At 63.5% G+C, this 12,531-nt stretch carries 12 protein-coding genes; 6 read left to right on the top strand and 6 right to left on the bottom strand.

Going from position 1 to position 12,531, the window contains the following annotated elements; genetic code table 11:
* Nucleotides 1-32 precede the first annotated feature (32 nt).
* Together U1E20_RS02135 and U1E20_RS02140 are read left to right on the top strand one after the other, a co-directional pair.
* Complete coding sequence (locus tag U1E20_RS02135) at nucleotides 33-332, top strand: hypothetical protein (protein ID WP_409978935.1); 300 nt, start codon at nucleotides 33-35, stop codon at nucleotides 330-332.
* A 17-nt stretch (nucleotides 333-349) separates the two neighbouring features.
* Complete coding sequence (locus U1E20_RS02140; protein WP_409978936.1) at nucleotides 350-1,027, top strand: SOS response-associated peptidase; 678 nt, start codon at nucleotides 350-352, stop codon at nucleotides 1,025-1,027.
* Between the two features lie 18 nt (nucleotides 1,028-1,045).
* Here the strand turns inward: U1E20_RS02140 and U1E20_RS02145 are convergent, their stop codons facing one another.
* Genes U1E20_RS02145 through U1E20_RS02155 form a run of 3 tightly spaced genes read right to left on the bottom strand, consistent with a single transcriptional unit; the run spans nucleotide 1,046 to nucleotide 4,148 of the window.
* Nucleotides 1,046-1,885 (bottom strand): GNAT family N-acetyltransferase, encoded by an 840-nt coding sequence (locus tag U1E20_RS02145; protein ID WP_409978937.1) that lies wholly within the window; start codon nucleotides 1,883-1,885, stop codon nucleotides 1,046-1,048.
* 51 nt (nucleotides 1,886-1,936) lie between these two features.
* The gene (locus U1E20_RS02150) at nucleotides 1,937-3,454 is read right to left on the bottom strand and encodes a ribose-phosphate diphosphokinase (protein ID WP_409978938.1); all 1,518 of its coding nucleotides are present in this window, start codon (nucleotides 3,452-3,454) and stop codon (nucleotides 1,937-1,939) included.
* A gap of 43 nt (nucleotides 3,455-3,497) precedes the next feature.
* Nucleotides 3,498-4,148, bottom strand: a complete 651-nt coding sequence (locus U1E20_RS02155) for a dienelactone hydrolase family protein (protein WP_409978939.1) — start codon at nucleotides 4,146-4,148, stop codon at nucleotides 3,498-3,500.
* Nucleotides 4,149-4,446: 298 nt separating this feature from the next.
* Between U1E20_RS02155 and U1E20_RS02160 the strand changes: the two genes are divergently transcribed.
* The 4 genes from U1E20_RS02160 to U1E20_RS02175 all read left to right on the top strand — a co-directional run bounded on the left by U1E20_RS02160 (nucleotide 4,447) and on the right by U1E20_RS02175 (nucleotide 7,147).
* Nucleotides 4,447-4,776, top strand: coding sequence for a hypothetical protein (locus U1E20_RS02160; RefSeq protein ID WP_409978940.1), 330 nt, complete (start codon nucleotides 4,447-4,449; stop codon nucleotides 4,774-4,776).
* Between the two features lie 146 nt (nucleotides 4,777-4,922).
* Entirely contained in the window at nucleotides 4,923-5,837 is a 915-nt protein-coding gene (locus U1E20_RS02165) for a hypothetical protein (RefSeq protein ID WP_409978941.1), read from the top strand.
* A 21-nt stretch (nucleotides 5,838-5,858) separates the two neighbouring features.
* Complete coding sequence (locus U1E20_RS02170; RefSeq protein WP_409978942.1) at nucleotides 5,859-6,515, top strand: phosphoribosyltransferase; 657 nt, start codon at nucleotides 5,859-5,861, stop codon at nucleotides 6,513-6,515.
* Between the two features lie 62 nt (nucleotides 6,516-6,577).
* Nucleotides 6,578-7,147 (top strand): L,D-transpeptidase, encoded by a 570-nt coding sequence (locus tag U1E20_RS02175; RefSeq protein ID WP_409978943.1) that lies wholly within the window; start codon nucleotides 6,578-6,580, stop codon nucleotides 7,145-7,147.
* Here U1E20_RS02175 and yidD read toward each other — a convergent pair.
* From yidD to rpoC, 3 genes are all read right to left on the bottom strand, one after another.
* The gene (yidD, locus tag U1E20_RS02180; protein ID WP_409978944.1) at nucleotides 7,144-7,500 is read right to left on the bottom strand and encodes a membrane protein insertion efficiency factor YidD; all 357 of its coding nucleotides are present in this window, start codon (nucleotides 7,498-7,500) and stop codon (nucleotides 7,144-7,146) included. The genes U1E20_RS02175 and yidD overlap by 4 nt on opposite strands.
* Nucleotides 7,501-7,661: 161 nt before the next feature.
* Nucleotides 7,662-8,159, bottom strand: a complete 498-nt coding sequence (locus U1E20_RS02185; protein ID WP_409978945.1) for an AAA family ATPase — start codon at nucleotides 8,157-8,159, stop codon at nucleotides 7,662-7,664.
* A gap of 106 nt (nucleotides 8,160-8,265) precedes the next feature.
* Nucleotides 8,266-12,444 (bottom strand): DNA-directed RNA polymerase subunit beta', encoded by a 4,179-nt coding sequence (gene rpoC / locus U1E20_RS02190; RefSeq protein ID WP_409978946.1) that lies wholly within the window; start codon nucleotides 12,442-12,444, stop codon nucleotides 8,266-8,268.
* Nucleotides 12,445-12,531: the final 87 nt, after the last annotated feature.

The raw sequence follows: 12,531 nt of genomic DNA on the forward strand, positions 1-12,531 counted from the left end.
TCGGCGGCGCGTCAGCGCAGGCCACGAACGGCATGAATGAGGAAATGAATATGCACAGCATCGCCACGGTTCGGCGGGCCAAGAAAGCTCTCCTTTTTGCGACGCTCCTCGCGGCCTCCGCGCCGCTCTATGGCTGCTATACGCCCGCCGAACGCGCGCTCGGCGGCGGCATGATCGGCGGCCTCGGCGGCGCCGGCATCGGCGCGCTCGCGTCGGGCGGCCTCGCCGGGCCGACTCTCGCTACGGCGGCGGTCGGCGCGGCGGGTGGCGCGATCATTGGCGCCGCGACGGCGCCGCGCCCATATTACCGTCGTTACCGGCGCTATTATTAGAAAGGACGTCTCGCCCGATGTGCGGGCGCTTTACCCAGCATCTTTCCTGGGAGGAGCTGCAGCGGCTTGCCGACCTCATCGGCCAGCCGCGCAACCTGCAGCCGCGCTACAATGTGGCGCCGACGACGATGATCGAGGTCATCAGGCCGTCGCCCGCAGGAAATGAACTCGTGCCGATGCGTTGGGGATTCGCGCCCTCGTGGTGGAAGAAGCCGCTGCGCGAACTGCCGGCGACCTTCAATGCGCGCGCCGAGACGATCGCCGAAAAGCCGATGTTTCGCGCCGCCTTCGCCAAGAGCCGCTGCGTCATTCCGGCGTCGGGCTTTTACGAATGGACCGGCGCGAAGGGCGCCAAGACGCCGCATTATTTTTCCGCGCGCGACGGCCGGCCGCTCGCCTTCGCCGGCATCTGCGGCGCCTGTCGCGATGTTGAAAGCGATGCGCGGATCGAGTCGGCGACGATTATCGTCGGACCGGCGAATGATTGGATGCGTCCGTTCCATGATCGCATGCCGATCATACTCGACTGGCGTGACGCCAACGCCTGGCTGACCGGCGACGACCCAGGCGCCTGGCTTCGGCCGGCGCCCGAAGACTCTTTGCAGCAATGGATCGTGTCTCGGCGAGTCAATCGCTCGAACGAAGCTGACGATGACTCGACGCTGATCGAACCAAGCGTCGCAGCCGCCTGCTGAAGATTAGCGCCGCGCGAACTATCCGAGTTCCAAAGTGGTCACGCCGTAACAATGGTCGATGCGGCCCGGCGGCGTTCCGCGCCTATACATCCGCGCGGCGTCGAAAATTGGCGTCAACCCGCGCCGCGTCGCCAATTCGATCGCCTCGGGATTTGCGTCGGGCGTATCAAGAAAGACCGCCGCGCCCGAAGCCCGCGCGCGCAGGCCCTGAAACAGCGCGTCGGCGATCTCCGGATCGTCGGCGAACAGCGGCCCCATCTTGTAGCCCTCGCGGCAGGCGCGCAGCACGCCATAGCCGGCGAGTTCTTGCTCCCTTATGACGGCAAGCGACGCGCTCGACTGCGCAATCCAGCGCGAGAGAAATGTCGGGCGCGCCGTCGGAAAGACGGTTGCGTCATATCGCTGGATTTCTTCAAACGGAACCGAAGCCAATTCCATCAGCCCTGTCGGCGATTGTCCTCCGCCGACGCATCGCTGGCGTATGTTGCGATAGGCGAATTCGAACCCGTATCGCGCATAGAATTCCTGCATGGCGATCGCGGCGTCGAGCCCGACATTGCGCCCCTGCACATGTCGCAGCGCGACACTCAAAAGCCGAGCGCCGACGCCTTGTCCGCGATATGGCGGGCGAACGATAAGCAGTCCAACGTAGCCGAAAGCCTCATCATAGGCGGTGGCGCAGATGCAGCCCAATGCCTCACCCGCGCATTCCGCGAGAAAGAATCCGTCGGGATCGACGGCGTGGAAACTTTCGGCGTCATGGAGGCCGGGGTTCCAGCCTTCTGCCGCCGCCCAATCAAGCGCGACATCAAGCTCGGTTCGCGACATGCGGCGAATGACGAGGTCGTCCAGTTTCATCTGAGGCTTGTGGCGCGACTCGTCGTATGGCGCAACTCGCGTCGCCGCCGGCTAGGGCCCTTCTTCAAGAAGCTGCGTGATCGAACCGTTCACGTGCAGCCTGCGGATCGCCTCGGCGACGAGACCGGCGACGCTGACCAGCGTCAGGCGATCGCCGAGCGCGGCCGCGATTGCGGGCGCGAGCGGCACGGAGTCGGTGATGATCAGCCTGTCGATCGGTGCGTTCGCCAGCACGCCGGCCGCTGCCTCGGAAAAGACGCCGTGCGTCGCCGCCGCCCAGACGTGGGCGGCGCCATTGGCGCGGCATGCCGCTGCGGTGCGCGCCACCGTGCCGCCGCCGGCGATCAAATCGTCAATGATGATCGCAATGCGATCCTTGACGTCGCCGGCGAAAATGTCGCCGACGACGCGGCCCTCGCTGCGATATTTGTCCATGAACGCCTTGGCGACGGGGCGCTTCAGCATGCGTTCGAGCCGCAGCCGGAACAGTTCTGCGCGTTTCTCGCCGCCAAGGTCAGGAGACACAACGGCGATGGCCGAGTCTGCGACATCGGCGATGACGCGGCGCGCGAAAAGCGCCTGCGCGTCGAGATGGACTGTCTCGCAGCGGAAGGCGTTCTGGAACGCGGCGATGTTATGCGCGTCGATGCAGACCAGACGGTCGGTTCCGATCGCCTCGAAGAGTTGGGCGACGTAACGCGTGGTGACCGGATCGCGAGGCTTGGTGCGCCGGTCTTTCCTGGAGAAGCAGAGATAAGGGGTTACGGCGGTGACCCGCGCGGCCCCGGCGTCTTTCAGCGCGCCGATGAAGAACAATAGTTTGCACAGCCGGTCGGCGCTGCTCGCGACATGATCGCCATGCAGGGTGAAGACGGCGTAGCAGTCTCGGCCGCGCACGTTTTCGAGCGGCCGGATCTTATATTCGCCGTCCTCGAATTCGCGGTCTTCGAGCGGCGTCAGCTCGGCGCCGAGCGCCTGCGCCACGTCTTCGCCAAACGAAATGTTTGAGCCGAGCCCGAATAGCGCGAGCCCGCTGTTAGTTTCATGCGGCGCCCGCGCCGGCGCGCCATCCAAAACATGCGCCGAGATGGCGGCAAGCGCCGAATCGATCGTTCGCCCGTCTTCGGAAAGCGGCGCCACGAGAATTTCGACGATGGCGTGATCGCGGCCATGTTCGACGCGCGCATATTGCGCGAGCACCGGCTGGCCTGAGCGCCGCACTTCCTTAAGCAGTCGACGCAGCCGCACCGCGCCGCGGCGATCCGTCGCGTCGCTCAGCCGGTCGCCGATCCGGCAGGGGCCAAGCAACATCGCGGCGGCCGACGCGCCTTCGGTCAGAACGCCGTCGTCGCCTGCTCCTTCGAAGCGATGCACGAAGATGGTTTCGGCGGCGCCGCGCTCCTGCGGCGAGAAGCTGATGGCGCTTCGCTTCGCGGCAACGGCGCCGACGCGCGCCGCCTCCCAGCGCTCATGCACGATCTGGAGTTCGAGTCGTTTCGGTTGCGGGGCGAAATCCAGCCGGTCGAAAAGCCGTTTGAGCGGCGGGTCGGTCATCGCCATCGTCGTCATTTTCTTGAAACCTTCTGCCGTCGCGTAACTCTCGCAATTGGCGCTATTCGTCGCGCCTCGCACCAAGATGGTCGATGAACCATTTTGTCGCGCGCTCGACGACGCTCTCCAGCGTGCCCGGCTCCTCGAAAAGATGGGTGGCGCCCGGAACGATATCGAGACGGTTGCGGCAGCTGAGCGATTGTTGCGCGCTGCGATTGAGTTCGATGACGCCATAATCCAGTCCGCCGACGATCAGCAATGTCGGCGCCTGCACGCGCTGCAGCGCATCGCCCGCGAGATCGGGACGGCCGCCGCGCGAGACGACGGCCGCCACGCGCGGCTCCTCGGCCGCCGCCGTGAGCGCCGCCGCGGCGCCGGTGCTGGCGCCGAACAGGCCGATTGGCAGGCGAGATATTTCGCTCTCGGCGCCGGCCCAGGCGATCGCTTCGATGACACGCGCGCCGAGCAGGGGGATGTCGAAGACGTTGCGGCGATAGTCGCCTTCCTCGGCGGTCAGTAGATCGAACAGCAGACAGGCGAATCCCTGCGCAAGAAGTCGCTCGGCGACATATCTGTTGCGTGGGCTGAAGCGCGAGGAGCCGCTGCCATGCGCAAAAATGATCAGCCCCCTCGGGTCTTGAGGCAGGAAAAGCGATCCTTCGAGCCGCTTCGGCCCGATCGCCACGTCGATCGTTCTGGAGTCGCTCGTCATGATTAAGCGCCTTGTTCGTGCAGACAGGATTGCGACTGAACCGTTCTGTTGGACCGCATCGCCCCCCGGCCGGCCGAAGGCCTGACCGGCAATCCAGGGCCTATCTACAAACGCTGGTTTTGCTCTGGTGCCGATCGCGCGCGTCGGGCGCATTGAGAATGACAATCCGAGTTGCGTCTGCCTGGTCTGTTAGATGGCGTCGCTCCCTTAATCGTCTATCTGGAGAAGCCGCTCAGTCCTCGCCATATTCATCTAGGGGCGGTCGCCTGTCCGCCTCAGCTTGAGGAGGATTTTTCGCATGCAAACGCAGCCGAAGATCGATTTTCAAGGGGTCGAGCCGTCATCCGACCGACAGGAAAAAATACTGCGCCTGATAGAAAAGCTTGAGGAACGCTACGGCCGTGCGACAGCCTGTCGCGTCGTCGTGAAAGGCCCAGGCGCGCATCATCGCACCGGCGGGCTTTATGAGATCAATCTGCATCTCCTTCTGCCTGACAAAAGGGAGGTTGCGATCGAGCGCACGCCGCATCTCGACGAGCGATTCCAGGATTTCGATTTTGCCCTGAACGATGCGTTCAAACGGGCGCGGCGGCGGCTGCAGGTCCAGGTGCGGCGCATGCGCGGCTAAGAAGCGACGCGACGATGGAGCCCATCTCCCACAACCAAGCGCGCGCCGTTCGCGCGCCGCCGTCAACCGCCGATAAGGTTCGATTTCTCGGCGCGCCCGGAGCCTATCCGAACGTTCCGGCGTTGGTTAGCGTGCTGGAAACGCACATGTCATACGTGTTTCTCGCGGGCGACAGGGTCTACAAGCTCAAGAAGCCGGTTCGCTATCCTTTCCTCGACTTCTCGACGGTCAAAGCCCGCGAGCATAATTGCCGCGAGGAAGTGCGCCTCAATCGCCGGCTGGCGGCCGACATCTATCTCGGCGTCGTCCCGCTGACCTTTAGCGCCGTGGATGGTCTGGCGCTTGGCGGCGACGGCGAACCCGTCGACTGGCTCGTCGCGATGCGTCGTCTGCCGCGCGATGCGATGCTCGACCGGCTGATTGCCGAGGACCGTCTGACCACAGCGCATATTGATGCGCTCAGCGAGACATTGGCGGATTTCTACCGCCATGCCGACCGCTCCTCGATCAGCGCCGAGGATTATGCGTTGCGCTTTTTTCGCGAGCAGGAAAAAAATCGCGACATTCTGACCCGACGCGATTTCGCGCTCGATCATGGACGCACGCCGGTTCTGCTCGATCTTCTCGACGCTAGACTCTCAGAGAGCCGCGCGCAGTTGCTGGAGCGCGTGCTTCAAGGCCGCATCGTTGACGGCCATGGCGATCTGCGTCCCGAGCATATCTGCTTTCGCGACCCGATCGCCATCTTCGACTGTCTGGAGTTCAACGCCGAACTTCGGCAGGTCGATCCATTCGACGAGCTTGCCTATCTTGGGCTCGAATGCGCGCTCATCGGCGCGAAGACGATCGGCGCAAAGCTCGTCGACGAAGTCGCGCAGCGCCTCTCGATCGAACCGCCGCGGCGCCTCGTAGCGCTTTACGCCGCGTGGCGCGCGGCGCTGCGGGCGCGCCAATCCGTGGCGCATCTTCTCGATGCTACGCCGCGCGAGCCCGAAAAATGGGAGCCGCTGGCGACGCGCTATCTCAATCTCGCGCAAGCGGCGCTCGCCGTCGACGCATAGTTAGGAAGGTGAGGCGACGACATGTCCTTTTATGATCGCACCGACGCCGGACGCCGCCTCGCCGCAGAGCTCGAAAAATTCAAGGGCGAGGATGTCGTCGTCTTCGCGCTGCCGCGCGGCGGCGCGCCCGTCGCCGAGCCGATCGCGGCTTCGCTCGACGCGCCGCTCGATCTCGTGCTGGTCAGAAAGATCGGCGTGCCCTTCCAGCCGGAGCTGGCGATGGGGGCCGTGGCCGACGGCGGCGATCCGGTTGTCGTACGCAATGACGACGTGATCGCCATGGCGGATGTGAGCGAAGGGGAATTTCAGGACGTATGCGCGCGCGAGCTTAAGGAGATCGAGCGTCGCCGCCGGCTCTATCTCGGGAGCCGCGCGCGACCCGAGGCGAAGGGACATGTCGCCATCGTCGTCGACGACGGCGTCGCCACCGGCGCCACGACGCGCGCCGCGCTGCGGGCGGTTCGCGCGCGCGGGCCAAAGAAGCTGGTGCTGGCCGTGCCGGTCGCGCCGCCCGATACGCTCGACTCGCTGGCGCCGGAAGTCGATGAAATCATTTGCCTCGAGACGCATCGCGCCTTCGGCGCGATCGGCTTTTTCTACCGGGATTTTCGTCAGATCAGCGACGACGAAGTGATCGACATTCTCGATCGATGCGCCAGGAAGGCGAGCGGCGCGTAGCCGACCCGAAATCAGCCACAATCCCCGAAAAAGCTCGCTTTGCGGCTTTCAGGAGATCAGCCATGCGCGCTAAAGGCGGATCAATAGTTCTGGCGGCGCTTCTCGTCATGGCGGCGCCGGCGCAGGCGTTCGACAGCCCGATCGATCGGGGACCGCTCGCCGACTTCTTCAATGTCTTTCGCGAGCAGGCGATACCGCGGCAGGTCGTCTCGTGGCGCCATCCGCAATATAAGCGCGGAACGGTCGTCATTTCGACCAAGGATCGTCGGCTCTATTATGTGCTCGGCGATGGGCGCGCGATCGAATATGGCGTCGGCGTCGGACGGATGGGCTTCACCTGGTCCGGCGTGAAAACAATTTCGCGCAAGCGCGAGTGGCCGGACTGGAGTCCGCCGCCGCAGATGCTCAAGCGCCGGCCGGACCTGCCGCGCCATATGGCCGGCGGCATGGACAATCCGCTTGGCGCGCGCGCGCTTTATCTCGGCTCAAGCCAGTACCGCATTCACGGCTCCAACGAGCCCGACACGATCGGCGCCGCCGTTTCATCTGGCTGCATCCGCATGACCAATAAGGATGTCGTCGATCTCTACGGCCGCGTGAAAGTGGGGACGCAGGTCGTCGTGCTCAATTAAGGTCGACCGGAGTCCGTCTGGTTGCGGGGCTCGACCGCTTCACAGACCGGTCGTTGGCGCCAGACGCCGTAGCGCCAGGGCGCGAAGGGGCTCGCATCGGCGCGCGGCCTTTCGGGCACGGGATCGAATCCGGCGCCGCCGCCGGGGCGGCAACGGCAGACGCGCGCAAAACCCATCCAGCCGCCAGCCCAAAGGCCATGGCGCGCGATCGCCTCGTCGGCATATTCCGAGCAGGTCGGCGCATAGCGGCAGAAGCGCCCGGCGATCATCGAGAAAGTGACGCGGTAAAAAAGGATCAGCCCGCGCGCCGCGCGGGCGGGGAGGGATCCCAGCAGGGAAAGGAGAGTCGGCACAACCCCAATCTATTTCCGCCGGACGCAAATCTGAAGGGCGCGCGCTTCATTTGCCGAGCCCGAGCGAGACAGCGGCCTTGCATTGAGCGCAGCATGCAATGTTCGGCGCGCAGGAGAAATGGGGGAAGGATCGTGATCTGTGAGAATTGGGCGGGGATATATCAGTCCGATTCTCGATAGACGATGGTATTGAAACCCTCATCCTGCGCCGGAGGCGCAAAATAGCTCGTGATCAAATCGAACTGATCGTCTGTTACAAGGAACTCGTGCTCGCCGCGCGCGTAACGCGCGTGCATGCGCGCTCTACAAAGAGCGTCTGAAGCTTTTAGATAGTGAAGCTGATGCGCGACGCCGGCGTTTTCGAAAATGCCGTGCATCCATTGCCGAGTAGCGACAGTGTTCGCCGGGAAATCCAGGACGACCGACAGTCCCGCGCGCAGCACATCCTCTACATGCGGGCCCATCACATCGCGGATGCGCGCCGAGTAACGCGCATAATCCTCTACCGAATGCAATTCGGGACCGTAAAGGCGCTTGATCCACCTGTCTTCGCTGACGAGCAAGGTCGCTGGCGCCGCGGCGAGGCGATTGCAGAGCGTCGATTTTCCGGCCGCGATCTTGCCGCAGACCAAATGGAGGGTGGGTTGATGAGTAGTCACGATCGTCATCCGCTACGTCGGAATTCGAAAACGAAACTCGGCGTTAGATCGAAAAAGGCCGCCCGTTTCGGGGCGGCCTTTTCGATTTTCAGCGCTTTGCGTCGTCTCACTCCGCCGGCGGCAGGGCCGGGGCGGGCTCGGCGGCTTCGGCGCGCTGTTCGATGATGAGCTCGTCGCGGCCGCCGGCGATCGAGCGGAACTTCGACATCGCCGCACCGGTGCCGGCCGGGATCAGGCGGCCGACGATGACATTCTCCTTCAGGCCGACCAGCGGGTCGATCTTTCCGTTGACGGCGGCCTCGGTGAGGACGCGCGTCGTTTCCTGGAAGGAGGCGGCCGAGAAGAAGGAGCGCGTCTGCAGCGAGGCCTTGGTGATGCCGAGCAGCACCGGCGTGCCGCTCGCCGGCTTGCCGCCATTCTCGATCGCCTTGGCGTTCGCCTCTTCGAGCTCCAGCTTGTCGACCTGCTCGCCTTCGAGGAAGCCGGTGTCGCCCGGATCGACGATGTCGACCTTCTGCAACATCTGACGCACGATCACTTCGATGTGCTTGTCGTTGATGTTGACGCCCTGCAGCCGGTAGACCTCCTGGATTTCATTGACGAGGTAGGCGGCAAGCTCTTCCACGCCCTTGATCGCCAGAATGTCGTGCGGCGCCGGATTGCCGTCGACGATATAATCGCCCTTTTCGACGACGTCGCCGTCCTGAAGGTGAATGTGCTTGCCCTTCGGGATGAGATATTCAACCGGCTCGGCGCCGTCCTCCTGCGGGACGATCGAGAGCCGCTGCTTGTTCTTATAGTCCTTTCCGAACTGCACGACGCCGGAGATTTCCGCGATGATCGCGTGATCCTTCGGACGGCGCGCTTCGAACAGTTCCGCGACGCGCGGCAGACCGCCGGTGATGTCGCGCGTCTTGGCGCTCTCGACCGAAATACGCGCGACAATGTCGCCGGCCTTCACCGTGCCGCCGGGCTCGACCGCGATGATCGAGTCGACGGGCAAGAGATAGCGGGCGTCGCCGCCGCGCTGCAGCTTGCCGATCTTGCCGTCCTCGCCTTTGATCACGATCGACGGCTTGAGGCTCGCGGAGCGCATGTTGAGGCGATAGTCCATGACCATGCGCTTCGAGATGCCGGTCGACTCGTCGGCGGTCTCCGACATCGACTGGCCTTCGACCAGATCCTCGAAGCCGATAATGCCGTCGATCTCGCTGATGATCGGCCGCGTATAGGGGTCCCATTCGGCGATGCGCTGGCCGCGCTTGATCTTGTCGCCTTCGTCGACCTTCAGCTTGGCGCCGTACTGAATACGGTTGACCGCGCGCTCGGCGCCGTCGGGGCCAAGGATCACCACGGCGACGTTGCGCGCCATGACGATGAGGTCGCCGTCCGAGTTGCGGGCAACATGGCGGTTACGCACATGCACCTTGCCCTCGAAATTCGACTCGATGAAGGACTGGTCGGCGAGCTGCGCCGCGCCGCCGATATGGAAGGTGCGCATGGTGAGCTGGGTGCCCGGCTCGCCGATCGACTGCGCCGCGATGACGCCGACGGCCTCGCCCATATTGACCGGCGTGCCGCGCGCGAGATCGCGTCCGTAGCATTTGGCGCAAACGCCGTTCGTCGCCTCGCAGGTGAGGACCGAACGGATTTTCACCTCCTGAATGCCGGCGGCGTTGATCGCGTCGACATGCTGCTCCTGGATCATGTCGCCGGCGCGCACGATGACAGTCTTGCCGTCTTGCGACATCAGATCCTCAGCCGCGGTGCGCCCGAGAATGCGCGAGGCGAGCGAGGCGACGACCTGGCCGGCGTCGATGATCGCGCGCATGCGGATGCCGTTTTCGGAGCCGCAATCGGTCGACGAGATAATCGAATCCTGCGCGACGTCGACAAGGCGGCGGGTGAGATAGCCCGAGTTCGCGGTCTTCAACGCCGTGTCGGCGAGGCCCTTGCGGGCGCCGTGGGTGGAGTTGAAATATTCAAGGACGGTGAGGCCTTCCTTGAAGTTCGAGATGATCGGGCTCTCGATGATTTCGCCGGACGGCTTGGCCATCAGGCCGCGCATCGCCGCGAGCTGCTTCATCTGCTGCGGCGAACCGCGCGCGCCGGAATGCGACATCATATAGATCGAGTTGATCGGCATGTCGCGGCCGTGCTCGTCTTTGCGCACCGCGGAGATGCGTTGCATCATCTCCTCGGCGAGCTTGTCGGTGCACTTCATCCAGGCGTCGACGACCTTGTTGTATTTTTCGCCCTGGGTGATCAGGCCGTCATTATACTGCTGCTCATATTCCTTGGCCGCGGCGCGCGTTTCCGAGACGATCCTCTCCTTGGTCTCCGGCACCACCATGTCGTCCTTGCCAAAGGAGATGCCGGCCTTGAAGGCTTCGCGGAAGCCGAGCGCCATGATGCGGTCGCAGAAGATGACCGTCTCCTTCTGACCGCAGTTGCGGTAGACGGTGTCGATCATGTTCGAGATTTCCTTCTTGGTCATCAGCTTGTTGACGACGTCGAAGGGAATCTTGGTGTGCTTGGGCAGAAGCTGGCCGAGCATCATGCGGCCGGGCGTGGTGTCGAAAATCTTCGACACGCGCTTGCCTTTTTCGTCCCAGGTCCAGGCGCGGCCCTTGATCTTGCTGTGCAGCGTGATCGCCTTGGCGGCGAGCGCATGCTCGATCTCGCCCTGGCTCGCGAAGGCCATGCCCTGTCCGGGCTCGCCGTCGCGGTCGAGGGTCAGATAATAGAGGCCGAGAACGATATCCTGCGACGGCACGATGATCGGCTGACCATTGGCCGGATGCAGAATATTGTTCGTCGACATCATCAGGACGCGCGCTTCAAGCTGCGCTTCGAGCGACAGCGGCACATGCACGGCCATCTGGTCGCCGTCGAAATCGGCGTTGAAGGCGGCGCAGACCAGCGGATGCAGCTGGATCGCCTTGCCCTCGATCAGCACCGGCTCGAACGCCTGAATGCCCAGGCGATGCAGGGTCGGGGCGCGGTTGAGCAGAACCGGATGTTCGCGAATGACCTCGTCGAGAATATCCCAGACTTCGGGCTTCTCCTTTTCGACGAGCTTCTTCGCCTGCTTCACGGTCGCCGAATAGCCCTTCGCGTCGAGGCGCGAATAGATGAAGGGCTTGAACAGCTCCAGCGCCATCTTCTTCGGCAGGCCGCACTGATGCAGCTTCAGCTCGGGACCGACGACGATCACCGAGCGGCCGGAATAGTCGACGCGCTTGCCCAAGAGATTTTGGCGGAAGCGGCCCTGCTTGCCCTTCAGCATGTCGGCGAGCGACTTCAGCGGGCGCTTGTTGGCGCCGGTGATCACCCGTCCGCGGCGGCCATTGTCGAACAGCGCGTCGACGGCCTCCTGCAACATGCGTTTCTCGTTGCGGATGATGATGTCGGGCGCGCGCAGTTCGATCAGCCGCTTCAAACGATTGTTGCGGTTGATGACGCGGCGATAGAGATCGTTCAAATCCGACGTGGCGAAACGGCCGCCGTCGAGCGGCACGAGCGGTCGCAAATCCGGCGGGATGACCGGAACTTCCTTGAGGATCATCCATTCGGGGCGGTTGCCGGACTGGATGAAGGCCTCGATGATCTTCAGGCGCTTGGCGAGTTTCTTCGGCTTGAGCTCGGTCTTCGCCTCGGCGATTTCGATGCGAAGCGACGCCGCGATCGCTTCGAGGTCCATCGACTCGAGGAGCTTGCGGATCGCCTCGGCGCCGATCATGGCCGTGAACATGTCCTGGCCATATTCGTCTTGGGCGCGCAGATATTCCTCTTCCGAGAGCAGCTGACGCTCCTTGAGCGGCGTCAAACCCGGATCGATGACGATGTAGGACTCAAAGTAGAGGATGCGCTCGAGGTCCTTGAGCGTCATGTCGAGCAGCAGGCCGATGCGCGAGGGCAGCGACTTCAAGAACCAGATATGCGCGACCGGCGCCGCGAGCGAGATGTGGCCCATGCGGTCGCGCCGAACCCGCGCCAGCGTCACTTCGACGCCGCACTTCTCGCAGATGACGCCCTTGTATTTCATCCGCTTATATTTGCCGCACAGGCACTCATAGTCCTTGATCGGACCGAAGATACGCGCGCAGAACAGGCCGTCGCGTTCGGGCTTGAACGTGCGGTAGTTGATCGTCTCGGGCTTTTTGATTTCGCCGTACGACCAGGAAAGAATCTTTTCCGGGCTCGCGATCGAAATCTGAATCTGATCGAAGGCCTGCGTGGCCACGACCGGATTGAAGAGATTCATGACCTCTTGCTGATTCATGGTCTTCTCCTGGGGCGCGGCGGATGCGGCATCGGGCCGTGATCCGTGCGCCGTAAAATTTCTGTTCACGCCGTCATTTCGAGGAGC

The organism is Methylocystis sp., from assembly GCF_046349115.1.
GTDB lineage: Bacteria > Pseudomonadota > Alphaproteobacteria > Rhizobiales > Beijerinckiaceae > Methylocystis.